We start from the raw sequence: 24,868 nt of genomic DNA on the forward strand, positions 1-24,868 counted from the left end.
CGCGTCTCCGCCTGAAATCGGTGACTGGCTACTCGCGCAGCACAGGCCGCAAACCGATACGTCCGCCCGCATCCCCCGGGCAGAAGCGAATCTAAGAGAGACAGATTTCGAAGTTCTTACCTGCGGCGCCCAATCATTACTGAGGCCGAATAGGTCTAGCGTCAGAGCTACTTGCGGACGAGAGTGTCTCCGGGCTCGATACGTGGGGACAGTTCGATCTTCTGTCCCGGCGGCAGGGCGGCGTCCGCTGTCCGCTCCGCGATGATACGGGCCGCTTCGCGCCCGATCTCGCGCCGTCCCGAATCCATGGTGGCCAGACGGCGCGCGAAGCCCGCCAGAAACTCCGAGCCGTTGAATCCGGCGAGGCCCACCTGGCCAGGAACGTCGATTCCGTTGTCGAGGCAGTGAAGCATTCCGCCGGCCGCGATCATGTCGTTCGAGTAGTAGAGGAAGTCGAGCTCAGGCGTTCGGGCCAACATCCGGGCGGTCATCTCGCGTCCCTTCAGAAGAGACGAGCCGCCGTCGTAGAAGTCCTGATCCTGAACTTCGATGCCTTCCTTGGCCAGCGCCTCGGTGAAGCCTTCGAAGCGTTTGCGGGCTCGGTGGTCCATGGGCATCTTCGACCCGAGAAAGCCGATGTTGCGATAGCCGTTCCGCACGATGAACCGCGCCATTTCTCGCCCTGCCCGGCGGTGGCTGATGCCGACAACGGCGTCGATCGGCTCGCCATCGGTGTCCATGATCTCGACCACCGGGATCCCGGACGAGCGCAGCATGCTGCGCGACGCATCCGAATGTTCGAGACCCGCGAGGATGATGCCTGATGGTCGCCAAGACAGCATCTCGAACAGGACTTCCTCTTCCTTCTCGGGAGAGTAGTTGGTGACGCCGAAGACGGCCTGAAGCGGCGTTCCGTCCAGAACTTCCTGGATGCCGGTCAGAACGTCGGGAAATACCATGTTCGACAGCGAGGGCACGATCACGGCGACGAGGTTCACGCGGCTCGACGCCAGGGCGCCGGCGATCTTGTTCGGGACGTAGCCTAGCTCTTTAGCGGCCTTCAGGACCTTTTCACGCGTCGCGTCTGACACGTCGCCCCGGTTTCTCAGGACGCGGCTGACCGTCATTTCCGACACGCCCGAGGCAAGCGACACGTCCTTGAGCGTCAGCGGCCGCTGAGCAGGCTCCATGTTCTTCTTGATCGGGACGACCTTGTGCTCGTCGTTGTCCATACTCACCCTGCCTGGTTCCACGTTAGCGCTGCCGCCGGTCGGCGCAAGCGGCTTGATCCGAGCGCCGGAACACGACAAAAGACAGCAGCGGCCCCGTAGCTCAGAGGATAGAGCGACCGCCTCCTAAGCGGTAGGTCGATGGTTCGACTCCATCCGGGGCCGCCAGCAATTTCTGTATGCAGATCAGATTGCTTCGGTTAACAGACGCTGGGGTCGCTTACGATATTCTGAGCGAGGACTTCGGATTATGGGGATCGACGTGCGGTCTGTCCGCGAAAATTATTTGAAGAGACATACAGACGCGCTGATCAAGGACATTGGGTTCGCCAGGGCTTGCGAGGTTTCCGGCAAGTCAAAGGCGACACTTGGGCGCTATGCCTCGCTGCATGACGAGAACGCGGATCGCTTCATGCCGGTCAACGTCCTTCTGGAGCTGGAGCGTGTGGCAAGCGTGCCGTACGTCACGAAAGCGCTGGCCGAGCTTCAGCATATCCGGCTGGAGTACGAAAATCCGCGCGACGATTCCGCGGGGTTGACCTCGGACGTCATCCGCCTGTCGCAGCGCTTTGCGATCCTGATGGCGGAGTACAACAACTCGATTTCCGATGGCGTGATCTCGCTGAACGAGACGCGACGCCTTCTCGATGAGACGAACGCCCTTCAACAGGTCCTGATGGAGATGAAGCTTCACCTTCAGAACGCGGCCGGTTGAGGCCGTTTCGCCAAGCCATGTGAGATCCCCCGGCCGGCTGCTGGGGTCGCAATCCTCCGACCGAGGGAGCCTTGCCGCTCAGGGATGAGCGAGCGACCCGGCGCCGCCGATCTAGTTGGCGGCTGACGTCTGGCTAATGGGAAAAACTCGCGTTTCGGCTCAATTATGCGGTTTGGGTCGATATCTTCAGATGACCCGTATCGCGTTCTGGTCGATTGCCAGGACATAGCCTTGGCGGGCCACGGTCCGGACCAGAAGCTCGGACACCATCTGGTTGCCGAGAGCGTCGCGCAGACGCTTGATGCGCGTGGCTCCCGACGCCTCCTCGCAGTCCTCTGGCCGCTTACCCGAAATCACCGCCTCGATCTCGGCGCCGGACATGACGTCGCCGTCCATGCGCGCCTCGGCGAGAACCGCGATGGTCTCGACCGCGGCCCCTGTCAGGGTGAAGACCATGTCGTTGATGAGCACGAGGTTTTCTTCGCGATTGACGGTCAGGGACGAAACCTGGATGCCCTGCCGCTCGATCGCTCCGATCCTGCGGTTCAGAAGGATGATCGTGACCACGAAGACGAGGCACGCGATCAGAAGGCCCGTGGCGAAAAGCATCAGGACGAAGATGATGACCCGGTAGCCGGACAGCACTTCGGAGAAAGCCGTGCCGGACTGTGCAAGGATCTCGAGAAGCTTGATTTCGGCAAAGGACGTAAGGTCGGCGTTTTCGACAAAGAGACGGTCAACGCGGGAGTTGAACGCGTTCGCATCCGGCAGGCTGAGGAACAGAAACGCTCCTGCCGCCACGAGGATCAGGACAACTGCGGCGATGCCGTAGCTGACGATCCGGGTTCCGACTGCCTTGGTCTCAGAAACGGAGGAAATATCCGCCGGCATCCTGCTTCCTGCTTTCAAGTCCGCTTTCATCGAAAACCGACTGGACCGAAAGAAGTTGCCAGCCGGCTGCCTGAAGGCGGCCCGACACGGTCGCCGACACCGAGTCTGACATGGTGCAGGGGTCAGAGTCGATCTTCATAACGCCGTAGTGCAGGCGATAAGGGGACTCCTGCTTGGCCTTGTAGTCGGCGAAGCATTCAGCCCCGGCCGGAGAGGCCAGAAGCAGGGCGATCAGAAGAGCGGGGGAAAAGAGGCGGGAGGTACTGGTCATGCTTGCACGATGGGTTCGCCCGACGTGAAAATCAATATCGGTCAGCGCAGACGGGAGTGATATCGCATAACAGGTCGGCGATATTGTTCTGCACGGCGCATCGACCCCACCTTCCCCTCATCGAAACGCGGCGCATGGCCGCCAGAACACGACAGGGGGAACGAAGATGAACCGACTAGCCCACATGGCCGTCACGGCCGTCACAGCCCTGGGGATCGCCACAGCCCCCCTGCCGGCTGCAGCCGAGACCAACGACGTTGCGAAGACCATCGCTGGTCTCGTGGCGCTGGGCATCGTCGCCAAGGTCATCGACGACCATGACGACCGCAAGGATCGCGAGCAGGCTCTTGTCGAGAAGCGCTCGCCTCGCGAAGAGTCGCGATGGCCGCAGTTCGGACGCGACGACCGCGTTCTGGACAACCGCGGCAGGTGGGTCGAAGGCGACCTGCGGCGCTATGACCGCCGTGCGCAACCCCAGCCTGGCTGGAAGCGGAACACGCCGCTCCCCGAGCGCTGCCTCTACGTCCTCGACCGCGAGGGGCCCGGCAACCGTCTCGTCTACAGCCAGAACTGTCTGGGCCGACACTTCAAGTGGGCAAGCCGCCTTCCCAGGGACTGCCGCCAGTACGTCCGCACCCGCAACGACGTGGTGCCGGTCTACAGCGTGCTGTGCCTGGAACGCGACGGCTGGCGCGTCTCGCGGCGCTAGGCTGCGCGACACAAACCCGGATACCGGCGCGGGCATCCCGCACATCTCCATCTCTGCGCCGGTGGGCCAGGGTTCCCCGCCCTGGCCCGCAGTTTCACGAGTGGTGGGGTCACCGAGTGCCATATTCACGAGTGGTGGGGTCACCGAGTACAATAACGAGTAACAGGGTTACCGCGGCGGCCGGAGCGATCCGGTCGCCGCATTTTGTTACGGGACTTGATCCGTGCGCCCGGCTCGGCCATCACGTCGGGCATGAACGTCCGACCCGACTTCTCCGAGGAAGAGTCCTGCTTCGCCGCAGGGGCCCGTGTCGTGGCGGGCGTGGACGAGGCTGGACGCGGTCCGCTGGCAGGACCCGTGACAGCGGCGGCCGTCATCCTGGAACGAACCTGCGTGCCGGATGGGCTGAACGATTCCAAGAAGTTACCTGCGCGGGAGCGGGAGAGGCTTTACGATATCCTCGTCGCCACCGCCGTCGTCTCGGTCGCTCATGCCTCGGTCGAGGAAATCGACCGGCTGAACATCCTGCGTGCCGCGCACCTCGCCATGGAGCGGGCGGTGGCCGGACTTGGGCTGACGCCCTGTCACGCGCTGGTGGACGGCAACCTCATCCCGAGACAACTGTGCTGCCCCGCGACGGCGGTGGTGAAGGGCGACGGGCGCAGTCTGTCGGTTGCAGCCGCCTCGATCGTCGCGAAGGTGGTGCGCGATCGGCTCATGGTGGATTTGGCGCAACAGCACCCCGGGTATGGCTGGGAGCGCAATGCCGGCTACCCGACGAAGGCGCATCGGGACGCACTCGACCGGTTAGGGCTGACCCCACACCATAGGCGTTCGTTCAAGCCGGTCTACAACATCTTGTGACAAGCCGAAATCTTAAGTCACTGATTCAAAAAAGAATTTGACGGCGAATCCCGTCTGACTCATCTTTGCCGCAACAAGGCGACGCGTCGCAAAGACGCTCGGGACAGAGGCAGAGATGACCACCAGAACGCGGAAAGAGGCGGCGCGCCTGCCGCTCGACACCATTCTCGAAGGCGACTGCATCGAGGTGATGCGCGGTCTTCCCGAGGCCTCGGTCGACCTGATCTTCGCCGATCCTCCCTACAACCTGCAACTCAAGGGCGAGCTGCACCGCCCCGACAATTCGCGTGTCGACGCCGTCGACGACGCGTGGGACCAGTTCGGATCCTTCGCCGCCTACGACCAGTTTACACGAGACTGGCTGGCCGTTGCGCGACGGCTGTTGAAGCCGAACGGTGCCATATGGGTGATCGGCTCGTATCACAACGTCTTCAGGCTGGGCGCCGAGCTTCAGAACCAGGGGTTCTGGATCCTCAACGACGTGGTCTGGCGGAAGTCTAACCCGATGCCGAACTTCCGGGGCAAGCGGCTGACGAACGCGCACGAGACGCTGATCTGGGCGAGCCGGGACGAGGGGTCGAAGTACACCTTCAACTACGAGGCGCTGAAGGCGTTGAACGAGGGCATCCAGATGCGCTCGGACTGGGTGCTGCCGATCTGCACGGGGCATGAGCGGCTGAAGGACGCCAAGGGCGACAAGGCCCATCCGACGCAGAAGCCGGAGTCTTTGCTTCATCGTGTTCTGCTCGGCACGACGAACGCGGGCGACGTGGTGCTGGACCCGTTCTTCGGGACCGGCACGACGGGCGCTGTCGCCAAGATGCTGGGACGCCACTTCATTGGTATCGAACGGGAAAAGGCGTATCGAGACGTGGCGGAGCGGCGGCTGCGCGACGTCCGGCCCTTCGACCGTTCGGCGCTGGAAGTGACGTCGTCGAAACGCTCTGAGCCGCGCGTTCCCTTCGGCCAACTGGTCGAGCGGGGGATGCTTCGTCCGGGCGAGATGCTGACGAGCCCCTCCGGCAAGGCTGCGAAGGTCAGGGCCGACGGCACGCTCGTCGCCGACGGTGTGACAGGGTCGATCCACCAGGTCGGCGCCGCCCTCGAGGGCGCGCCGTCGTGCAACGGCTGGACCTACTGGCACATCCGCAGGGATGGACAGCCGGTGTCCATCGACGTGTTCCGCCAGCAGATTCGGTCCGAGATGTAGGACCACCAGAGCTTACCGCCGGTGCCTGTGGCCGCCCACGGCACTGCACCTGACCCCGCCCTTGTGGCGGGGTTCTTTTTTCCGGGGCTCTGCCCCGGACTCCGGACAACTCTTGGGACAGAAAAGATGGTTTCTGGTACGCGCGGACCTGGATCGGCTGAACGCCGCGAGAGCCCCTGATCCGGGCGGTTAACCCTGGGAAGGCACTGGATAATCGGGCTTTCGGTATCACGTCGGTATTGCGTCGGTATCGCGTCGGTTCTGACATCGGCGAGGAACCGAGTTTCGCAGATGTGTGAACGGTGGGCGCGCTGCCTCAGCGCAGGTAGCCGATGGCGTAGGTGGGCGTCAGGCGCGCCTGGGCCACGAAGCTGTCGAGCGCCGCGGCCTCGGGCTGGCGGTCGGTGCGCGTCTCTTCCTTGGCGAGGCCGCCCGTGATGAAGAGGCTGTCGAGATCCTCGCCGAGCGCGCCCTGGATGTCTGTGTTGATGCCGTCGCCGATGCAGAGGATGCGGCTGTCCGGGATATCGGCCCCCAGTTCCGACAGTCGCTGGCGGGCGAGGGTGTAGACGGGCGGATGCGGCTTGCCGAAGTAGAGGCTTTCGCCCCCCATCTCGGTGTAGAGGGCGGCGAGGGCGCCAGCGCACCATTCGCGGCTCTCTCCCCGGTCGACGACGATGTCGGGGTTGGCGCAGAGGAGCTTCAGGCCCTTCTGCTTGGCGTAGAGGAATTCGGGCCGGTTGACCGAAGGCTCGGCATGGGGCTCGAAAGGGCCGAGGCAGGCGATGCCGGTGGCCTGGTCGAGGGGCACGCGCGTGACGGGCGTGGGATTGCTCACGATCTTCGGCGGCTCGAAGAAGGTCAGGTCGTAATCCTGTCCCATGAACCAGACCTTGTCGCCGATGACGCCGTCGAACATCGCCACGCGCGCGCTGTCGCCCGAGGTCGCGATGGTGTCCCAGCAGTCGGTCGGCACGCCGAAGCGGTCGAGTTGCCGGGCGACGTCGGCACGGGGGCGCGGCGCGTTGGTCAGGAGCACGACGCGCCCACCCTTTGACTTGAAGCGGCGCAGGGCCTCGACCGCTTCGGGAAAGGCACGGATGCCATCGTGCAGGCAGCCCCAGAGATCGCAGAACACCGCGTCGTAGCGGTCCGAGACGTCGGCGAGGCTTTCGATGATCTCGGTCATGGTGTCTCCGTCAGGGTGGTCCTGACCGGACCTAGCGCGAATGGCTTCGGCGCGGAATGCAAAAAGGCGCCCCGGAGGGCGCCCGCCTTGTCCCCGGATCGATGTCAGACCTTCAGTGCGGGGATGATCTGCTTCTTGCGGCTGACGACGCCGGGCAGGCTGACGAGGTCGCTGTCGGCGGTGACGCCGAAGCTTTTCTCGGCCACGCGGCGCACGAGATCGTTCGGGACGAAGAGGATCGACTCCTCGGCCAGGATGTCGACGAGGAAGAACAGCACCTGGTCGACGCCGTCTTCCTCGGCGACGGTCACCATGTCCTCCATCAGACCCTTCTTGCGCGCGAGCACGGTCGAGGGCGAGGTCGTCTCCATCACCGACACGCGGAATTTCGTTCCGTCGACGTCGTATTCCTTGGAGTCCATGCGCAGAAGCTCGGCGTCGGAATAGGACGACACGTCGGACTTCGCGGCGAACATCTCGGCGGCGTAATCGGGGATCGCGACGCCGAGGTCGGCGGCGAGGCCCTCGGCCAGCTTGCGGTCGACGTCGGTGGTCGTGGGCGAGCGGAACTCGAGCGTGTCCGACAGGATGCAGGACAGCATCGCGCCCTTGATCGCCTCGGGCATCCGCGCGGCCTCGTCGCCCATGAGGTCGTGCATGATCGTAGCGGTGCAGGCGACGGGGCGGACGGTGATGTTGATGGGCGACCTGGTCTTGAGCCCACCCTGGAGCATGTGGTGGTCGATGACCTCGGTCACGCGGGCGTCGTTGATGTGGGCGGGAAGCTCGGCCACGTTGTTGGTGTCAACGATGACGCAGGTGTCGGCGTCGGTCACGTCCTCGAGATGGGCGGGCCTGTCGAGGTTCCAGCGCGACAGCATCCAGAGCGCTTCCGAGTTGGGCTCGCCCAGGAGACGCGCCTCGGCCGGGGTGCCGCGGCATTCGCTCAGGAACCAGGCCCAGATGATCGGCGAGCCGGTCGAGTCGGTGTCGGGGGATTTGTGGCCGAAGACTTTGATGGTCATTGTGACGTCACTCGTTTTGTCGGGGAATTCGGCGCCCTCATAGCGAGTCGTCCGGGGCTTGTCACCCATGCCTCAAGGTGCGCGCACGATGCCGCCGGGCCTTGCGCGCGGACGCCGCACGCGGTTTGTTGCGGCAAACCCAGGAGGTGTCGCCATGCCGAAATCGAAGAAGCCGTCGCAGAAAGCGAAGAAGACCTCGGACGAATCCAAGGGAAAGGCCGGTCACGAGCAGGGGCAGAGCCGCATTCCGCCGGGGGTGGACGGCGGGCCGGGCGGAAAGGTCAGCAAGTCGGTGCGGTCTCCGATACCCGGGCGCGACAAGCGGTAACGCGCTTTAGGCTCGTGCGGGAAACAGAACTCTATGCGCCGATCAAGGCGTTTCTCGAGGCGCAGGGCTATGAGGTGAAAGGCGAGGTCGGGTCGGCCGACGTCGTTGCCTGTCGTGCGGGCGAGGACGAACCGGTGATCGTCGAGATGAAGACCGCCTTTTCGCTGGCGTTGGTGCATCAGGGCGTGGCGCGTCTGGCGCTGTCGGATGCGGTCTACATCGCCGCGCCGCGGGGCCGGGGGCGTGCGGCCTGGTCGGGACTGAAGAACATGAAGGTGCTTTGTCGGCGGCTGGGGCTTGGGCTTCTGACCGTTCGTGTCGAGGACGGCGTGGTCGAGGTGCATTGCGATCCTGCGCCTTATGCGCCGCGCCGGGCGCCAGGGCGGATGGCCCGGCTTCTGCGGGAGTTCGCGCGGCGCGAGGGCGATCCCAACCGGGGCGGCACGCGGGGCGCCATCGTCACCGCCTATCGGCAGGACGCCGTACGCTGCGCGGCGCACCTGGCGCGGGCGGGGGCCTCGCGGGGGGCCGCCGTGGCGCGAGAGACGGGGGTGTCGCGGGCGACACGGATGATGGCGGACAATCACTACGGCTGGTTCGTGCGGGTCTCGGTCGGCATCTATGACTTGACGGACGCGGGACGCACGGCCCTGGAGCGCGGCTGATGGACTGGCGCGAGGAGGGTGTCGTCCTCGCCCGGCGCCGACACGGCGAAAGTGGCGCAATCGTCGAGATCTTCACTGAAGGTCACGGCCGCCACGCAGGCATTGTCCGCGGCGGCGGCGGGAGGCGCATGACGCCGGTGCTGGAGCCGGGGAACCAGGTCGATGTCGCCTGGCGGGCGCGGCTGGAGGATCACCTGGGCGCGTTCACGGTGGAACCGGTCGCGTCGCGCGCGGCGGTGCTGATGGCGGACAGGCGGACGCTGGCGGGGCTGAATGCGGTCTGCTCGCTTTTGTCCTTCGCGCTGCCGGAGCGGGAACCGCATCCGGGGCTGTACCAGAGGACGCAGGCTGTGCTGGGGATGATGGGCGAGGGGCCGTACTGGCCGATTGCCTACCTGAGGTGGGAACTGGCGCTGCTGGAGGAGCTGGGCTTCGGCCTGGACCTCGCGGCTTGCGCGGTGACCGGGTCGGTCGAGGGGCTGGCCTATGTCTCGCCGAAGAGCGGGCGGGCGGTTTCGGAGGCGGGAGCTGGCGCGTTCAAGGACCGGCTATTCCCGTTGTCGCCTGCGCTGGTCGGGCGGGGCGAGGGATCGGTTGAGGATTTGCGCGACGGGTTTCGCACGACGGGTCATTTCCTGCGGACGTGGCTGGCGCCGGCTCTTGGCGACCGGCCCTTGCCCGAGGCGCGGCAGAGGCTGGTGGATCTGTTGACGCGGTAGGCGGGTGCTCTGCCCCCGCGCCCCTGGGATATTTGCAGACCGATGAAGGTCAAGTGAGGAGCCTTCGGGCGATGACCTGCGCCTGGATCTCGGCGGCACCTTCGAAGATGTTCAGGATGCGGGCGTCGCAGAGGATGCGGCTGATCGCATACTCCAGCGCGAAGCCGTTGCCGCCGTGGATCTGGAGCGCGTTGTCGGCGGCGGCCCAGGCGACGCGGGCTCCGAGGAGCTTGGCCATGCCGGCCTCGAGGTCGCAGCGGTGGCCGTGGTCCTTCTGCCATGCGGAGTGGTAGGTGAGCTGTCGCGCCACCATGATCTCGACCGCCATCATGGCGAGCTTGGAGGCGACGCGGGGAAACTCGATCAGCGGTTTGCCGAACTGCTTGCGGTCCTCGGCATAGCGGAGGCCTGCGTCGAGCGCGGACTGGGCGACGCCGATGGCGCGGGCGGCGGTCTGGATGCGGGCGCTTTCGAAGGTCTGCATGAGCTGCTTGAAGCCCTGCCCCTCCTCGCCGCCGAGAAGGTTCTCGCCCTTCACGCGGAAGCCGTCGAAGTTGACGGTGTATTCCTTCATGCCGCGGTAGCCCAGGACCTGGATCTCGCCGCCAGAGAGGCCCTCGTCGACGAAGGGCGTCTCGTCGGTGCCGGGCGTCTTCTCGGCGAGGAACATGGACAGGCCGCGGTAGTCGTCGGTACCGTCGACGCTGCGCGCGAGGACGGTCATCACGTGGGTGCGCGCGGCGTGGGTGATCCAGGTCTTGTTGCCGGTGATCGTCCAGTCATCGCCGTCACGTTTCGCACGTGTGCGGAGCGCGCCGAGGTCTGAGCCGGTGTTGGGCTCGGTGAAGACCGCCGTGGGGAGGATCTCGCCCGAAGCGAGGCCCGGGAGCCACTTCGCCTTCTGTTCGTCGGTGCCGCCGCAGAGGATCAGCTCGGCCGCGATCTCGGACCTTGTGCCGAGGGAGCCGACGCCGATGTAGCCGCGCGAGAGTTCCTCGGAGACGACGACCATCGAAGCCTTGGACAGGCCGAGGCCGCCGTGTTCCTCGGGGATGGTCAGGCCGAAGACGCCCAAGTCGGCGAGTTCCGAGATGACCTCCATCGGGATCAGCTCGTCCTTCAGGTGCCATTCGTGGGCGTGGGGTTCGACGCGGTCCTTCGAGAAGCGGCGGAACTGCTCGCGGATCATCTCGAGTTCGTCGTCGAGGCCGGTGGCGCCGACGGTGATGTCTGCGTTCCGCTCGCGCATCAGGCGGACGAGGCTGAGGCGGGCGTCCTGCGTGTTGCCCTCGGCGATGAGCGTCCGGACGGCGGGCGTGTCGAGGAGTGCCACGTCCTCGGACGAGAGGCCGAGGTCCGCGACGCGCACGATCTCTCCCTGGCTCATCGGGATGCCGCCCCTGATCTGGGCGAGGTATTCTCCGAACGCGATGCCGAGGATCGTGCGTTCGACTTCGCCGAACTTGCCGTCCTTCTCGATCCGTTCGGCCCAGGCCCGCATCTGGCGCAGCGCCTCGACATAGGTGGCGAGCCAGGCGAGGCCGTGGGCGGCAGTTTGATCGGCGTCGAGACGGGCCGGATCGACACGCCCGCCGGTCGTGACGCGATCGCGCACGACCTCTACGGCGCGGGCGAGCAGGGCGTCGGCCGCGTCGGTCGCGGAGGCCGCGAGGTCGAGAAGGTCGGTCATCGCGGGGGTCATTCCCGAAGCTCCGTCACGCGGCATGGTCGGTCCTCATTCTGCACGTGCGAAGACCTAGTGTGAATGCACATGCAGCGCAAGAAGATTTCAAAAGAAGGTCGTAGCGCGCATTAATATGTCCCTATCGATTTGCCTTTCGGCGCGAGGCTGCCTCGCCTAGGACTGCGGGACGATGGACATTTTTGCGCATCTCGACGCCTTTTCGCTGACGCTCGCCGTGGGCTTCGCGCTTCTGGCGGGGCTAATCAAGGGCATGACGGGTTTCGCGATGCCGTTGATCCTCGTGTCGAGCCTCGCCTCGTTTCTGTCGCCTGAGCTGGCGCTCGCAGGGCTGATCCTTCCGACGCTTGTCACGAACCTCTGGCAGGCGTTCCGGCAAGGGATCGGGGCGGCCTTGACGTCGGCGCGGGCGCACTGGCGCTTCCTCGCTATCGCGCTGATATCAATCGCGGTCAGTTCGCAACTGGTGACGCAGGTGTCGACGAGCCTGATGTTCACCATCCTCGGGCTGACGATCACGGGCTTCACGCTGATGATGCTGGCGGGATGGAAGCCCAGGGTCAGTCCTCAGAACCGGCGCGCGACCGAGGTCGGCGTGGGCTTCGTCGCGGGCACGCTTGGCGGGTTCTCGGGGACATGGGGACCGCCGACGGTCATGTATCTGACCGCTCTCGACACGCCGAAGACCGAGCATGTGCGGGTACAGGGCATCGTTTATGCCTCTGGCGCGGTGGTACTGACGCTTGCTCACCTGAAGTCGGGAGTGCTGGCTGGCGATGGTGCGACGCTGTCGTTCCTTCTGCTGGCGCCGGCGCTGATCGGAATGACGCTTGGGGTCAAGATTCAGGACAAGCTGGACCAGCAGAAGTTCCGGACGGTCGTGCTGGTTGTGCTGGCGTTCGCGGGGCTGAACCTGATCCGGCGCGGAGTGCTGGGGTAGGAGCGGGCGCGTCGCAGGTGTTTCACCGCGACGCGCTTTGACTTTCAGCCGATGGCGACGGCGCGGACGTCGTCGTCGATGTTCTCTTCGTACTGCGTGAAGTTCTCGGCGAACATCTCGACCAGCTTCTTCGCTTGGCGGTCGTAGGCGGATGCGTCATCCCAGGTCCGGCGCGGGTCGAGCAGGATGTCGGGCACCGCCGTCGAGGCGACGTTGACCGGAACCTCGAACCCGAAGTTTGGATCCTTGCGGAACTTGACGTTGGCGAGCGAGCCGTTCAGCGCGGCGGACAGCAGCGCGCGGGTGGCCTTGATCGGCATCCGGCTGCCAGTGCCGAAGGCGCCGCCGGTCCAGCCGGTGTTGACGAGCCAGCAGGTGGCGCCGTGCTTGGCGATCTTTTCGCGCAGAAGTTTGCCGTAGACCTCGGGGCGGCGCGGCATGAAGGGCGCGCCGAAGCAGGTCGAGAAGACGGGCTGCGGCTCGGTGATGCCGCGCTCGGTGCCGGCCATCTTGGAGGTGAAGCCGGACAGGAAGTGGTACATCGCCTGCGCGGGGGTAAGGCGGGCGATCGGAGGCAGCACCCCGAAGGCGTCGCAGGTAAGCATGATGACGTTCTTCGGATGCCCGGCGAGGCCGGTCTTCGAGGCGTTCGAGATGTAGTCGAGCGGATAGGCGCAGCGCATGTTGGCGGTCAGGCTGTCGTCCTCGAAGTCGAGAGCCAGGGTCTCCTCGTCGAAGACCATGTTCTCGATCACCGTGCCGAACATCGAGCAGGTGGCATAGATCTCGGGCTCGGCCTCGGGCGACAGGCTGATGGTCTTGGCATAGCACCCTCCCTCGAAGTTGAAGGCGCCGCGGTCGGACCAGCCGTGCTCGTCGTCACCGATGAGGATGCGGTCGGGATCGGCCGAGAGGGTGGTCTTGCCGGTGCCGGACAGGCCGAAGAAGATCGCGCTGTCGACCGGATTGCCCTTGGCGTGGTTCGCCGAGCAGTGCATCGGCATGACGCCTTTCTCGGGCAGAAGATAGTTGAGGAGCGAGAAGATCGATTTCTTGTTCTCGCCCGCGTACTCCGTGTTGCCGACGAGGATCAGCTTGCGGTCGAAGTTCATCGCGATGACGGTGTCGGACCTGCAGCCGTGGCGCGCGGGATCGGCCTTGAAGGTCGGGCAGTTGATGACGGTGAATTCGGGCTCGAAGGTGTCGAGCTCGTCGCGTTCGGGGCGACGGAACATGTGGCGGATGAAGAGCGAATGCCAGGCGAGCTCGGTCACGAGGCGGACGTCGAGGCGGTAGTTCGCATCGGCTCCGGCGTACATGTCCTGCACGAAGTAGTCGCGGCCCTTCATGTGCGCGATCATGTCGTCGTAGAGGCGGTCGAAGGCCTCGGGCTCCATCGGCGCGTTGTTGTCCCACCAGATGTGGTCCTCGACGGACGGCGTGCGGACGATGTGCTTGTCCTTGGGCGAGCGGCCGGTGAACTTGCCGGTGGTGACGAGAAGCGCCCCGCCTTTGCCCAGTGTGCCCTCGCCGTGGAGGATGGCCTGCTCGACGAGGGCCGGTTCGAGGAGGTTGTAATGCACCTCGCCCAATCCCGTGATGCCCTGTTGCTCGAGTGTTCGCTCCGGATTGACGCGCCCTTTAGTCATCGGTTCCTCCCGCTTCTCGCCAGTGGGGATCCGGGGAGTCGGGGGACGCCTCCGGGTCTCTCAGGCGATATAGACCCATCCACTAGGATGTGAACAGCGAGCAATCGGGCAGTTAGCGCCAACAAAATCAACGATTTCGCCGGTTAGCGCCACCATGTGTCCGGTGTCGGCAGGTCGTCGCCACAACTGAGACAAATTAGCCAGACAGAAAGGAAAATACCGTTGAGTGTGTGTGGCGAATGGCGATGATTCGCACATTATTGTTGAATTACCCTAGGCCAGACATGATTATGCCTGAAAAATGACACCGTATAATGCGCCAACAATAAGGCGTACATGAGCAGTAAAGGGAACAACGCATGTCCAGGATCGCGCTGGTCGACGACGATCGGAATATTCTGACGTCGGTCTCCATGACCCTCGAGGCAGAGGGCTTTGAAGTCGAGACGTACAACGACGGTCAGGCCGCCCTCGACGCCTTCAACAAGAAGCTGCCGGACATGGCCGTGTTCGACATCAAGATGCCCCGCATGGACGGGATGGACCTGCTTCAGCGCGTCCGTCAGAAGACGTCGATGCCGGTCATCTTCCTGACTTCGAAGGACGACGAGATCGACGAGGTTCTGGGCCTTCGGATGGGGGCCGACGACTATGTCAAGAAGCCCTTCTCGCAGCGCCTGCTGGTCGAACGCATCCGCGCGCTTCTGCGTCGGCAAGAGGTCATCGCCGGCGACGGCGAAGGCGGCGAGATCGACCAGGCACAGGTCATGGTCCGGGGCGAGCTTCGCATGGACCCGCTGCGTCACTCGGTGACCTGGAAGAGCCGGGACGTCTCGCTGACGGTGACCGAGTTCCTGCTTCTGCAGGCGCTCGCGCAGCGTCCGGGGTTCGTCAAGAGCCGCGATCAGCTTATGGACGTCGCCTACGACGACCAGGTCTATGTCGACGACCGCACCATCGACAGCCACATCAAGCGGCTGCGCAAGAAGATGCGGATGGTCGACGATGACTTCTCGGCGATCGAGACGCTCTACGGCATCGGGTATCGCTACAACGAAGAATAGATGACCGCCGCGGGGGTCAACATGCAGGGTGCCAAACCGGCAGGCCACGGCGACGTGGTCCTGGGAGAAGACTGGATTGGTGCCGACGCGGCCGCCGAGAGTGTGGCGCGTGCCAAGAGGGACCGGCGTGGCGTCATCGCCATGAACCGGTCGCCCCTGGCGCGGAAGATCATCACGTTCAATCTTCTGGCCATCCTCGTCCTTGTCGCGGGCGTGCTGTTCCTGAACCCGTTTCGCGACAGCCTCGTCTATCAGCGCGAGAACGCCATCGTGGCCGAGGCCGAGCTGATCGCGGGCTTCCTGCGAAGCGGCAGCGCCGACGACATGGTGATCGGGCTCGAGACCGGGGCGGGGGGAACGATCGACGATCGGCTGGAGGCGCTGCCCTTGCCGCACATGGCGTCGGTCTTCGTCTTCGATGCCTCGGGCGCGGTCATCGCTTCTGCCGAGGCGCGGCCGTCGCCGTCGAACAACCTCATGCGTCCGGCCGAGCGGTCGACCATGATCACCGATTTCCTCGACACCTTGTGGGGTGGCGTGGCCTGGGTCTTTGGCAAGAGCGGCGAGAGGGTGGAGGTCGCCACGCACGACGCGACGCTTGTGAAAAGCCTGGTCGCGGAGTCGTTTCTGAACGGCACCCAGGTCCGCAGCTCGACCGACCTTCAGGGAAACACGATCTTCGCGGTCGCGACGCCTATCGTCCAGGGCGACAGCGCCATCGGGGCCGTCGCCATGGCAAGTGCCGCGGGAGAAATCGACGGTCTGGTTCGGGCCGAGCGCGAGCAGATCCTCCAGATGTTCGTCATCGCGATCCTCGTTTCCGTGGGACTGAGCCTGGTGCTGGCGTCCACCATCGCCAATCCCCTGTCCGACCTCGCAGCGGCCGCCGAGATCGGGCGCGAGAAGAACGCGCGCAAGTTTGCCCCGGCAAGGGTGCGCATTCCCGACCTGACCGCGCGGCCCGACGAAATCGGCCGGCTGTCCGGCGCCCTGCGCGGCATGGTGACGGCTCTGTACGACCGGATCGACGCGAACGAACAGTTCGCGGCCGACGTAGCGCACGAGATCAAGAACCCGCTTGCGTCGCTGCGCTCCGCGGTCGCCTCCCTGCGGTTCGCCAAGCGCGACGACCACAAGACCAAACTCCTCGACGTGATCGAGCATGACACGCGGCGGCTGGACCGGCTGGTCAGCGACATCTCGAACGCCTCGCGCCTGGACAGCGAACTTGTGAAGGAGGAGGAGGCCCCCTTCGACCTCCTCAAGATGATCGGCAACCTGGCCGACTACCTTGGTAACGAGGCGCGCGAGAAGGGCGTCGACTTCATCGCCGACCTGCCCAAGGACCCCATCGTGATCGAAGGTCTGGAAAGCCGGCTGGCGCAGGTCTTCGTGAACCTCATCACCAACGCGATCAGCTTCTGCGAGGACGGCGACGCGATCCGGGTCTGGGTCCGAAAGCGCGAGAACCGCGTACTGGTGGTCGTCGAAGACACCGGCCCCGGCATTCCGGAACAGGCGCTGACCAAGATCTTCAACCGCTTCTATACCGAACGCCCGGTCAGCCACTTCGGCAACAACTCGGGCCTCGGTCTTGCCATCTCGAAGCAGATCGTCGAGGCGCACGGCGGCGTCATCTGGGCTGAGAACATTCGTCCGACCGACGCCGACGTCACCTCCGAACCCCTGGGCGCACGCTTCGTCGTCGGCCTTCCGGTCTGAGCGCCGACGATGTCCGCGCCGTCCGGCCCGGTCATCCTGCACGCCACGGCGGTCGCCTTCGGTACGGCCGGACTTCTGATCCGGGGCATGGCGGGATCGGGCAAGTCGACGCTGGCGCTTCAGCTCCTGGGTCTCGGCGCGACCCTCGTCGCGGATGACCGCGTCATCGCAACGCCGACCGAGGGCAGTCTGACGCTTGCCTCGCCCGATGCGACGACAGGCATGATCGAAGCGCGGGGTCTGGGCCTTCTGCGCGTGCCCACGTGCCGAGCGGTGGCGCGAGCGGTCGTCGATCTCGACACCGTCGAGGAGGAGCGCCTGCCTCCGCTGCACGAGACCGTGATTGCCGGTGTCCGCTTGCCGCTGATCCACATGGTTGAGAGTGCGGCATTCCCCTCTATGTTGCGACTGTTGCTTCTTGGCGGACTCGTCCATGACAGTTGAACGTCCCTCTGGGATTCCCGCGCGCGTCGTGCTGCTGACCGGCGCCTCCGGCGCGGGGCGTACCACCACGGCCCATGTGCTCGAGGACCTCGGCTTCGAGACCATCGACAACCTGCCGATCTCGCTTCTCGACCGTGTGCTAGGCGGGTCCGCCGCCATGCCGCCCCTCGCCGTCGCGATCGACGTGCGAAACCGAGACTTCTCGGTCGATGGCGTCGTGGCGGTGCTGGACCGGATCACCGCGTCAGAGTCCGCTCAGGCCGAGGTGCTGTACCTCGACTGCCGGGCCGATGTGCTGCTCAGGAGGTATTCCGAGACGCGTCGACGGCATCCGATGGCGCCGTCCGAGACGCCTGAGATCGGCATCGAGCGCGAACTGGAGCTCTTGGCGCCGATCCGTGCGCGCGCAGACCACCTGATCGACACCTCGGACATGTCGCCGCACGATCTGCGCGCCGAGGTGGAACGCCGCTTCGGGCCGGGCGTCGAGGGCATGATGGCGATCTCGGTCGAGAGCTTCAGCTACAAGCAGGGCCTGCCGCGCGGCATCGACATGATCTTCGACGTGCGTTTCCTTGCCAACCCGCACTGGGAACCGGCGCTGCGCGCACTTGACGGTCGCGACCCGGAGGTCGCAGCCTTCGTCGAAGACGATCCGCGGTTCGGCGACTTCTTCCGTCGCGTGTCGGAACTGGTCATCAGCCTGCTCCCGGCCTTCAAGGACGAAGGCAAGACCTATCTGACCGTCGGTCTGGGGTGTACGGGCGGGCAACACAGGTCGGTTACCGTGGCCGAAAGACTTGCAAAGGCCCTTGCGGACAACGGGTGGCAGGTGTCAACTCGTCATCGGGAACTTGAGCGACGAGGATTGGAACCGTCGCCGTCTGTAGGGAAATCGGGTTGATCGGTATCGTGATCGTGGCTCACGGGGGTTTGGCCCAGGAATACTTGGCCGCGGTCGAGCATGTGGTCGGCAAGCAATCCGGCATGCGTGCGATCTCGATTGAGCCCGACCATGACAGGTCCGCCAAGCAGGCCGAGATCTGTGCAGCCGCCGACAGCGTCGACACCGGAAGCGGGGTCGTGGTGGTCACCGACATGTTCGGCGGCTCGCCGTCGAACCTGTCGCTGCTGGCGTGCAACCCGGCCGACCGCAAGATCCTCTACGGCGCGAACCTTCCCATGCTCATCAAGCTGGCGAAGACACGGCACAAGCCGCTGTCGACGGCGGTGAACGCGGCGCTCGCAGCCGGTCGGAAGTACATCGACTGCTTCGAAGGCGAGGGGTGAGTCGGTCGTGGGCGTCTCTCGCACACTGACCATCGTCAACGAAAAGGGTCTGCACGCGCGCGCGTCGGCGAAGCTGGTGGAACTGGTCGAGGAATTCGACGCCTCGGCAGAGGTGTCGAAGGACGGTCTGTCCGCCTCGGGCGACAGCATCATGGGACTTCTGATGCTGGCGGCCTCGCGCGGGACGAAGATCGACGTGGAGACGACCGGCACTCAGGCCGAGGAACTGGCCGATGCCATAGAGGCTCTGGTCGCGGACTGCTTCGGCGAAGGTATGTGAGACTCTAACGGGTCGGAACCGGCGGCGACTGGCGATAGTCGTAGAAGCCGCGGTCGGTCTTGCGGCCCAGCCAACCGGCCTCGACGTATTTCGTCAGAAGCGGGCAGGGGCGGTACTTGGTGTCGGCCAACCCGTCGTGCAGCACGTTCATGATCGCGAGGCAAGTGTCGAGCCCTATGAAGTCGGCCAGCTCGAGCGGCCCCATCGGGTGATTGGTGCCCAGCTTCATCGCCTGATCGATGGATTGAACCGAACCCACGCCCTCGTAGAGCGTGTAGACGGCCTCGTTGATCATCGGCATCAGGATGCGGTTCACGATGAAGGCGGGAAAATCCTCGGCGGTGGCCGACGTCTTGCCCAAGCGGTCGACGACGGTCTTCATGGCGTTATAGGTCTTTTCGTCCGTGGCGATGCCGCGGATCAGCTCGACAAGCTGCATCACGGGCACGGGGTTCATGAAGTGGAAGCCCATAAATTTTTCCGGCCGGTCGGTCCGGCTTGCGAGGCGCGTGATCGATATGGATGAGGTGTTCGACGTCAGGATGGTGTCCGGCCCCAGGTGGGGGACGAGCTCCTCGAAGATCGCAGACTTGACCGCTTCGCGCTCGGTCGCCGCCTCGATCACGAGGTCGGTCTTGCCGAGGTCGGACAGCGTCATGGTGGTCGAGATGCGGTCCATCGCCGCCTTCGCCGTCTCCTCGGTTATCCTGTCGCGCGAGACCTGACGCTTGAGATTGGCGTCGATCAGCTTGAGCGCGTTGTCCAGGGTTGCGCGGTCGATGTCGTTGAGGATGACCTCATAGCCCGCCAGCGCAAAGACGTGCGCGATGCCGTTGCCCATCTGGCCTGCGCCGACCACGCCCACTGTCTTGATATCCATGTCGCGCCCTGTCGTTGCCAAGGCGACCATAGGCGGTTGCTGGAACCCCGTGCAAGGGCGGGGGATAGGTAAAAATTGAACTTTAGGGGTATCTCAAGGCCTTCGGTCGAAACATGCGGAAACCGTGTCTTTTGCAGGGTGGACGACGTGGCGGACGAGACAGAGAAAATCGCAGACCCGCTTGATTACGGCTGGTGCCGTTATGACGGCACGCGGCTGCGGTTTCGCGGGCCGTTGTGCTGCCTCGACCGTCCCTATGTCGCCGTCCTCGGCGGGACCGAGACGTTCGGGCGCTATGTCGAACACCCCTATCCATCTCTTCTGAGCGACTGGTTGGGAACGCAGGTGCTGAACCTCGGCGTCAGCCAAGCCGGCCTGTCGCTTTTCGCGCAGGAAAGGTGGCTACTCGACGCGGCCGCGCAAGCGGAGGTGACGGTGCTTCAGGTTCTGGGAGCGCAGAACATGTCGAATAGGCTCTACAGCGTCCACACGCGGCGGAACGACCGCTTCCTGGCCGTGTCGCCTCCGCTGAGAGAGATGTTTCCCGACGTCGATTTCTCGGAGATCAACTTCACGGGGCACCTTCTGACGACGCTTCATTCGCGGTCGCCTGCCGCTTTCGATGCCGTCGTGCAGGAGTTGAAATGGGCTTGGGTCCAGCGGATGCGTCGCATCGTGCAGACGATCGGGACGAAGGTCATCCTGCTGTGGATGTCGGATCGGCGGCCGGAGGAGCCGGGACGTCTGTCGGACGGCATAGAGCCCGCCTTCGTCGATCGAGCCATGCTGGACGCGCTGACGCCCGATATCGCGGGCTTGGTCGAGGTCGTGGCTGAGGATACCTCGCCGCGGGCACGGATGGTGGGCAAGCTGTTTCGGGCGGTCGAGACGGATGCGGCCCTTGCGCTGCCGGGCGGCGCGCAGCACTCGGCGGCGGCGGAGCGGCTGGCGGAGGAGATTGCGCGGGTGAGAAATTCGCCGGGCCCGCGACAGACGCGGACCCGGTCGACGGCGTGACGCCTCAGAGCTTTTCGATCAGCTCGGGAACGAGGGTGAAGAGGTCGCCCACGAGTCCGTAGTCGGCGACCTGGAAGATCGGCGCCTCTTCGTCCTTGTTGATCGCGACGATGATCTTCGAGTCCTTCATCCCGGCAAGGTGCTGGATCGCGCCGGAGATGCCGACGGCCACGTAGAGGGCCGGGGCCACGACCTTGCCCGTCTGTCCCACCTGCCAGTCGTTCGGGGCATAGCCCGAGTCGACCGCCGCGCGGGACGCGCCGACGGCGGCGCCCAGCTTGTCGGCCAGCTTCTCGATCAGCTCGAAGTTCTCCTCGGATCCCACGCCGCGCCCCCCCGAGACGACGATGCCGGCGCTGGTCAACTCGGGACGGTCGCTGGCGGCCACCTTGTCCTCGAGCCATTCCGACAGGCCGGGATTGGCGGCCGCCGAGATCGTCTCAACCGGAGCGGATCCGCCTTGGCCAGCGGCGTCGAAGGTCGAGGTGCGGACGGTCAGCACCTTGGTCGCGTCCGACGACTTGACGGTCTGGATCGCGTTGCCGGCATAGATCGGCCGCTCGAAGGTATCGCCGTCGACCACGCCCGATATGTCCGAGATCACCATGACGTCGAGAAGAGCGGCGACCCGCGGCATGACGTTCTTCGCGTCGGTGGTCGCGGGCGCGACGATATGGCTGTAGTCGCCCGCAAGACCCTGGATGAGGGCGGCGGTCGGTTCGGCCAGGCGATGCCCGAGCGAGGGATCCTCGGCAACCAGCACCTTCGAAACGCCGTCGATCTTCGACGCCGCTTCACCCGCTGCCGAGGCCGAGGCCCCGGCGCAAAGGACGGTCACGTCGCCGAGCGCCTTGGCGGCAGTCACGGCCTTCGAGGTGGCGTCGATGTTCAATTGGCCGTCGGTCACCTCGGCAAGAAGTAGAACTGCCATCAGATCGCCCCCGCTTCCTTGAGTTTTGCCACAAGCGTGTCGACGTCTCGCACCATGACGCCAGCCTTGCGCGTCTCGGGTTCGGTCGTCTTCACCACCTGAAGCCGCGGTGCGACGTCGACGCCGTAATCGGCCGGCGTCTTCTCTTCCAGCGGCTTCTTCTTCGCCTTCATGATGTTCGGCAGCGAGGCGTACCGCGGCTCGTTCAGGCGCAGGTCGACGCTGACGATCGCAGGCATCGTGACCTTGATGGTCTGAAGTCCTCCGTCGACCTCGCGCGTGACGATGGCGTGGTCTCCCTCGATCTTCACCTCGGAGGCGAAGGTCGCCTGAGACCAGCCGGTCAGCGCAGCCAGCATCTGGCCGGTGGCGTTCATGTCGTTGTCGATGGCCTGCTTGCCGCAGAGGACGAGACCCGGCTGCTCTTCGTCGATCACCGCCTTCAGAAGTTTGGCCACGGCAAGCGGCTCGATGTCGGTATGAACGTCATCGGTCGCGACGATCAGGATGGCGCGGTCGGCGCCCATGGCCAGCGCGGTGCGCAGCGTTTCCTGCGCCTGCTTCACGCCGATGGAGACCGCGATGACCTCCTCGGCCTTGCCGGCTTCCTTCAGGCGGATCGCCTCTTCGACGGCGATCTCGTCGAAGGGGTTCATCGACATCTTGACGTTCGCCAGATCGACGCCGCTTCCGTCCGCCTTCACGCGGACCTTCACGTTGTAGTCGATCACGCGTTTGACAGGCACGAGCACCTTCATCTGCGCAAACTCCCTTTTCTTCGGTCACGGCGGGTTTAGCGAAGCCTCGCCATGGACGACAGGTCAAAATCGACGCGACAGAGGCCAAGGACGCCGCGTTTCCTGCAACATCGTCGGGAATCACATGTGGACATCGCTAGCGGTTGGCTCCCGGAACCCACAGCACATCGGCGCGGCCTTCGTCGTTGGCGATCCGCGCGGCGCAGAACAACCAGTCCGACAGCCGGTTCAGGTAACGGATCGCGGCCTCGTTGACCCTGTCGGACAGGGCGAGTTCGGTCGCGAGGCGTTCGGCGCGGCGCGCAACGGTGCGCGAGACATGGAGGTGCGCCGAGAGCGCGGAGCCTGCCGGAAGGATGAAGGACCGCAGCGGTTCGAGACGCGCGATCATGGCGTCGATCTCGGCTTCCAGGCGGTCGACCTGCGAGGGCACGATGCGCAGCACCGGATAGCCCGCGTCGGCGTCCTTCTCCGGATCGGGCCGCCCGAGGTCGGCGCCAAGGTCGAAGAGGTCGTTCTGGATTCGCGACAGCCCAGCGTCCGCCTCGCCCGAGGCGTGAAGTCGAGCGACCCCGAGCGTGGCGTTCAACTCGTCCACCGTGCCGTACGTCGAGACGCGGAGGGCGTGCTTCGGAACGCGGGTGCCGTCGACGAGCGCCGTCTCTCCTCCGTCACCGGTCCGGGTGTAAATCTTGTTCAGGACGACCATGCGTCAGCCTCCGCGCCGGATCAGCACGAAGGCGAGGATCAGCGCGATCGCGACGGCCTGGGCATAGATGCGGTAGCGCATGATGCGGTTGGCGTGCTTGCGGTTGAAGTCGCCGCCTTTGGCGAAGCCCCCAATGCCGGTCAGAAGGATACCTGCCACCACGAGAACCGCGACGATGACGACGATGAACAGCGGATCTTGCATCAGCATGGGCGCTCTCCTTTGTTCCTCACCTAGGCCATCGTCGGGGGAAAGCGAAGAGCTTCAGGCGCGACTAAGGATCGCGTCCGTAAGCGACGTTGGCAGCAGACGCTTGCCGAGAGCGGCAAGCTTGGTTGGCGTGGTGATCCTGTAGCGCGCGCGCGGCTTCGCTGCGACGAGTGCCGCCTCGACAGCGTCGGTCACGGCGCGCGCGGGCAACTCGAACCGGTCGGGCGTTTTGCCGGCGTTGTAGAGCCGCGGTTTCAGGCGGCGCTCGTAGTCGGCGGCGCGGGCCGAGGCCGAGGGATCGATCCATCGTTCGAAATGCGGAATGGACTTCCGGCGGATCTCCGAGGTGATCGGTCCCGGCTCGATCAGGATGACGTGTATCCCGGTGCCGCGCATCTCGAGCCGCAGGGTGTCGGCCCACCCTTCCATCGCGAACTTGGTGGAGTTGTAGGCCCCGCGCCAGGCCAGCGCGGCGAAGCCGAGGATGGATGAATTCATCAGGATGCGCCCGCGTCCCTGGGCGCGGAACGTGGGGATCAGGCGCCGCGTCAGGTCGTGCTGGCCGAAGAAATTCGTCTCGAAGATAGAGCGGAGCGCGTCGCGCGGCATGTCTTCGAGAAGGCCGGGGATGCCGAAAGCGCCGTTGTTGAAGACCGCGTCGAGCGTGCCGCCGGTGCGCGAGAGTGTCTCATCCACGGCGGTGGCAATGCTGTCCTCGTCGCTGTAATCGAGAGGAAAGCTCTCCAACCCTTCCGCTTCCAGCCGAGCGCAGTCTGCAGGCTTCCGGCACGTGGCCAACACGCGCCAGCCGTGGCTCGAAAGCCCGTGCGCGGCATCATAGCCGATGCCCGAAGAGCAGCCAGTGATGAGGATGGTCTTGCGCTGTCCGGCCATGTCTCGCCTCCCTGGGTGGCGGTGACATGGCCGTGCAAGGCGCGGCAAGTCAATCCGGCTGGTTCAGCCGGGCTGACGTTCGTCGAGGAACTTGCCGAAGATCCAGCCGGACGACGCACCGTCGGCGGTTTCGATCAGGTGCCAGCCGTCCTTCGAATCGAGGACGTCGGCCTTGGTCCCGAGGACCACCTGGCCGACAACGGCATTGCCGGTGCCGGGACCATTGCGCAGGTTGACGCTGTCCCCGGTGACAACCCAGCCCGCCAGTTTATCGGATGGCACAAGGTCACCGACCGGGTCGGCGTCGGTCATGGTGTCGCCGGTGTCGGCGACGGCGCTGGCGACCGCGCCGCGTAGCGGGGCGATCTCACGCTCCGACCTGACGCGGGCGCCGGCTTCCAGGGCGAGGCGCACAGCTTCTTCTTCTGACACCAAAGACGAATTGCGCCGCACGGTCTTTTCGGTTTCGGGAGACAGGCTGAAGGCGGCCAAACTCAGGCCGGTCGCATCGGACGCATTGGATGCGCGGGCGACTTCGGGACCTGGAACGTCCCCTGCAAAGT

The 24,868-nt window shown here is 65.0% G+C and carries 29 protein-coding genes and 1 tRNA gene; 16 read left to right on the top strand and 14 right to left on the bottom strand.

Annotated features, from left to right (window positions below; all coding sequences use genetic code 11):
* Nucleotides 1-167 precede the first annotated feature (167 nt).
* Entirely contained in the window at nucleotides 168-1,232 is a 1,065-nt protein-coding gene (locus EF888_RS00345; RefSeq protein WP_277601044.1) for a LacI family DNA-binding transcriptional regulator, read from the bottom strand.
* An 89-nt stretch (nucleotides 1,233-1,321) separates the two neighbouring features.
* On the opposite strand from EF888_RS00345, the gene EF888_RS00350 reads away from it, so the two are divergent.
* Both EF888_RS00350 and EF888_RS00355 read left to right on the top strand, forming a co-directional pair.
* A tRNA-Arg gene (locus tag EF888_RS00350) sits at nucleotides 1,322-1,397 on the top strand.
* An 82-nt stretch (nucleotides 1,398-1,479) separates the two neighbouring features.
* Nucleotides 1,480-1,944: a hypothetical protein gene (locus EF888_RS00355; RefSeq protein WP_109759331.1), complete on the top strand. Its 465-nt coding sequence runs from the start codon at nucleotides 1,480-1,482 to the stop codon at nucleotides 1,942-1,944.
* Between the two features lie 186 nt (nucleotides 1,945-2,130).
* Here the strand turns inward: EF888_RS00355 and EF888_RS00360 are convergent, their stop codons facing one another.
* Nucleotides 2,131-2,835: a winged helix-turn-helix domain-containing protein gene (locus tag EF888_RS00360; protein WP_109759332.1), complete on the bottom strand. Its 705-nt coding sequence runs from the start codon at nucleotides 2,833-2,835 to the stop codon at nucleotides 2,131-2,133.
* Complete coding sequence (locus EF888_RS00365) at nucleotides 2,807-3,106, bottom strand: hypothetical protein (protein ID WP_109759333.1); 300 nt, start codon at nucleotides 3,104-3,106, stop codon at nucleotides 2,807-2,809. Before EF888_RS00365 ends, EF888_RS00360 begins: the two co-directional genes overlap by 29 nt.
* A gap of 166 nt (nucleotides 3,107-3,272) precedes the next feature.
* Between EF888_RS00365 and EF888_RS00370 the strand changes: the two genes are divergently transcribed.
* The 3 genes from EF888_RS00370 (at nucleotide 3,273) to EF888_RS00380 (ending at nucleotide 5,889) form a co-directional block, all read left to right on the top strand.
* A complete protein-coding gene (locus tag EF888_RS00370; protein ID WP_126918444.1) occupies nucleotides 3,273-3,815 on the top strand; it encodes a hypothetical protein in 543 nt (180 codons plus the stop codon).
* 252 nt (nucleotides 3,816-4,067) lie between these two features.
* Nucleotides 4,068-4,679: a ribonuclease HII gene (locus tag EF888_RS00375; protein WP_109759385.1), complete on the top strand. Its 612-nt coding sequence runs from the start codon at nucleotides 4,068-4,070 to the stop codon at nucleotides 4,677-4,679.
* Between the two features lie 115 nt (nucleotides 4,680-4,794).
* Nucleotides 4,795-5,889: a site-specific DNA-methyltransferase gene (locus EF888_RS00380; RefSeq protein WP_109759335.1), complete on the top strand. Its 1,095-nt coding sequence runs from the start codon at nucleotides 4,795-4,797 to the stop codon at nucleotides 5,887-5,889.
* A 316-nt stretch (nucleotides 5,890-6,205) separates the two neighbouring features.
* Here EF888_RS00380 and EF888_RS00385 read toward each other — a convergent pair whose 3' ends face one another.
* Entirely contained in the window at nucleotides 6,206-7,078 is an 873-nt protein-coding gene (locus tag EF888_RS00385; RefSeq protein ID WP_109759336.1) for a TIGR01459 family HAD-type hydrolase, read from the bottom strand.
* Between the two features lie 104 nt (nucleotides 7,079-7,182).
* Nucleotides 7,183-8,103 carry a manganese-dependent inorganic pyrophosphatase gene (locus EF888_RS00390; RefSeq protein WP_109759337.1) on the bottom strand — a complete coding sequence of 307 codons (921 nt, stop codon included), beginning with the start codon at nucleotides 8,101-8,103 and terminating at the stop codon, nucleotides 7,183-7,185.
* 154 nt (nucleotides 8,104-8,257) lie between these two features.
* Between EF888_RS00390 and EF888_RS21610 the strand changes: the two genes are divergently transcribed.
* Genes EF888_RS21610 through recO form a run of 3 tightly spaced genes read left to right on the top strand, consistent with a single transcriptional unit; the run spans nucleotide 8,258 to nucleotide 9,815 of the window.
* On the top strand, nucleotides 8,258-8,431 hold the full coding sequence (locus EF888_RS21610; RefSeq protein ID WP_164721528.1) for a hypothetical protein: 174 nt from the start codon (nucleotides 8,258-8,260) through the stop codon (nucleotides 8,429-8,431).
* A gap of 14 nt (nucleotides 8,432-8,445) precedes the next feature.
* Nucleotides 8,446-9,096: a DUF2161 domain-containing phosphodiesterase gene (locus EF888_RS00395; RefSeq protein ID WP_109759338.1), complete on the top strand. Its 651-nt coding sequence runs from the start codon at nucleotides 8,446-8,448 to the stop codon at nucleotides 9,094-9,096.
* On the top strand, nucleotides 9,096-9,815 hold the full coding sequence (recO, locus tag EF888_RS00400) for a DNA repair protein RecO (RefSeq protein ID WP_109759339.1): 720 nt from the start codon (nucleotides 9,096-9,098) through the stop codon (nucleotides 9,813-9,815). Before EF888_RS00395 ends, recO begins: the two co-directional genes overlap by 1 nt.
* Before the next feature lie 49 nt (nucleotides 9,816-9,864).
* Here the strand turns inward: recO and EF888_RS00405 are convergent, their stop codons facing one another.
* On the bottom strand, nucleotides 9,865-11,541 hold the full coding sequence (locus EF888_RS00405; protein ID WP_109759340.1) for an acyl-CoA dehydrogenase family protein: 1,677 nt from the start codon (nucleotides 11,539-11,541) through the stop codon (nucleotides 9,865-9,867).
* 148 nt (nucleotides 11,542-11,689) lie between these two features.
* On the opposite strand from EF888_RS00405, the gene EF888_RS00410 reads away from it, so the two are divergent.
* Nucleotides 11,690-12,457, top strand: a complete 768-nt coding sequence (locus EF888_RS00410) for a sulfite exporter TauE/SafE family protein (RefSeq protein WP_109759341.1) — start codon at nucleotides 11,690-11,692, stop codon at nucleotides 12,455-12,457.
* Nucleotides 12,458-12,501: 44 nt separating this feature from the next.
* On the opposite strand, the gene EF888_RS00415 is transcribed toward EF888_RS00410, so the two are convergent.
* Nucleotides 12,502-14,106 carry a phosphoenolpyruvate carboxykinase gene (locus tag EF888_RS00415; protein WP_109759342.1) on the bottom strand — a complete coding sequence of 535 codons (1,605 nt, stop codon included), beginning with the start codon at nucleotides 14,104-14,106 and terminating at the stop codon, nucleotides 12,502-12,504.
* A gap of 359 nt (nucleotides 14,107-14,465) precedes the next feature.
* Here EF888_RS00415 and EF888_RS00420 point away from each other — a divergent pair, with 359 nt between their 5' ends.
* From EF888_RS00420 to EF888_RS00445, 6 genes are read left to right on the top strand one after another with little or no spacing between them, the layout of a single operon-like run.
* Entirely contained in the window at nucleotides 14,466-15,170 is a 705-nt protein-coding gene (locus tag EF888_RS00420) for a response regulator transcription factor (protein WP_109759343.1), read from the top strand.
* On the top strand, nucleotides 15,171-16,892 hold the full coding sequence (locus tag EF888_RS00425) for a sensor histidine kinase (protein WP_109759344.1): 1,722 nt from the start codon (nucleotides 15,171-15,173) through the stop codon (nucleotides 16,890-16,892).
* A 9-nt stretch (nucleotides 16,893-16,901) separates the two neighbouring features.
* Nucleotides 16,902-17,336 carry an HPr kinase/phosphorylase gene (locus tag EF888_RS00430; protein ID WP_109759345.1) on the top strand — a complete coding sequence of 145 codons (435 nt, stop codon included), beginning with the start codon at nucleotides 16,902-16,904 and terminating at the stop codon, nucleotides 17,334-17,336.
* On the top strand, nucleotides 17,326-18,240 hold the full coding sequence (rapZ, locus tag EF888_RS00435) for an RNase adapter RapZ (RefSeq protein WP_109759346.1): 915 nt from the start codon (nucleotides 17,326-17,328) through the stop codon (nucleotides 18,238-18,240). The genes EF888_RS00430 and rapZ overlap by 11 nt, the downstream gene beginning before the upstream one ends.
* Nucleotides 18,237-18,626 carry a PTS sugar transporter subunit IIA gene (locus EF888_RS00440; RefSeq protein ID WP_109759347.1) on the top strand — a complete coding sequence of 130 codons (390 nt, stop codon included), beginning with the start codon at nucleotides 18,237-18,239 and terminating at the stop codon, nucleotides 18,624-18,626. The genes rapZ and EF888_RS00440 overlap by 4 nt, the downstream gene beginning before the upstream one ends.
* A 7-nt stretch (nucleotides 18,627-18,633) precedes the next feature.
* Entirely contained in the window at nucleotides 18,634-18,906 is a 273-nt protein-coding gene (locus EF888_RS00445) for an HPr family phosphocarrier protein (protein ID WP_109759348.1), read from the top strand.
* 4 nt (nucleotides 18,907-18,910) lie between these two features.
* On the opposite strand, the gene EF888_RS00450 is transcribed toward EF888_RS00445, so the two are convergent.
* Nucleotides 18,911-19,786, bottom strand: coding sequence for a 3-hydroxybutyryl-CoA dehydrogenase (locus EF888_RS00450; RefSeq protein ID WP_109759349.1), 876 nt, complete (start codon nucleotides 19,784-19,786; stop codon nucleotides 18,911-18,913).
* A 147-nt stretch (nucleotides 19,787-19,933) separates the two neighbouring features.
* Here EF888_RS00450 and EF888_RS00455 point away from each other — a divergent pair, with 147 nt between their 5' ends.
* Nucleotides 19,934-20,803 carry a DUF6473 family protein gene (locus EF888_RS00455; RefSeq protein ID WP_126918445.1) on the top strand — a complete coding sequence of 290 codons (870 nt, stop codon included), beginning with the start codon at nucleotides 19,934-19,936 and terminating at the stop codon, nucleotides 20,801-20,803.
* Nucleotides 20,804-20,807: 4 nt separating this feature from the next.
* Here the strand turns inward: EF888_RS00455 and EF888_RS00460 are convergent, their stop codons facing one another.
* The 6 genes from EF888_RS00460 to EF888_RS00485 form a co-directional block, all read right to left on the bottom strand.
* On the bottom strand, nucleotides 20,808-21,734 hold the full coding sequence (locus tag EF888_RS00460) for an electron transfer flavoprotein subunit alpha/FixB family protein (protein WP_109759351.1): 927 nt from the start codon (nucleotides 21,732-21,734) through the stop codon (nucleotides 20,808-20,810).
* Entirely contained in the window at nucleotides 21,734-22,492 is a 759-nt protein-coding gene (locus EF888_RS00465; RefSeq protein WP_109759352.1) for an electron transfer flavoprotein subunit beta/FixA family protein, read from the bottom strand. The genes EF888_RS00460 and EF888_RS00465 overlap by 1 nt, the downstream gene beginning before the upstream one ends.
* Before the next feature lie 136 nt (nucleotides 22,493-22,628).
* On the bottom strand, nucleotides 22,629-23,201 hold the full coding sequence (locus tag EF888_RS00470) for a cob(I)yrinic acid a,c-diamide adenosyltransferase (RefSeq protein WP_109759353.1): 573 nt from the start codon (nucleotides 23,199-23,201) through the stop codon (nucleotides 22,629-22,631).
* Nucleotides 23,202-23,204: 3 nt separating this feature from the next.
* The gene (locus EF888_RS00475) at nucleotides 23,205-23,408 is read right to left on the bottom strand and encodes a twin transmembrane helix small protein (protein ID WP_109759386.1); all 204 of its coding nucleotides are present in this window, start codon (nucleotides 23,406-23,408) and stop codon (nucleotides 23,205-23,207) included.
* Nucleotides 23,409-23,465: 57 nt separating this feature from the next.
* On the bottom strand, nucleotides 23,466-24,305 hold the full coding sequence (locus tag EF888_RS00480; protein ID WP_109759354.1) for an SDR family NAD(P)-dependent oxidoreductase: 840 nt from the start codon (nucleotides 24,303-24,305) through the stop codon (nucleotides 23,466-23,468).
* A gap of 63 nt (nucleotides 24,306-24,368) precedes the next feature.
* Complete coding sequence (locus EF888_RS00485; protein WP_164721529.1) at nucleotides 24,369-24,797, bottom strand: SH3 domain-containing protein; 429 nt, start codon at nucleotides 24,795-24,797, stop codon at nucleotides 24,369-24,371.
* Nucleotides 24,798-24,868: the final 71 nt, after the last annotated feature.

Origin of the sequence: Silicimonas algicola (assembly GCF_003970735.1) — a bacterium.
Classification (GTDB): Bacteria; Pseudomonadota; Alphaproteobacteria; order Rhodobacterales; family Rhodobacteraceae; genus Silicimonas; species Silicimonas algicola.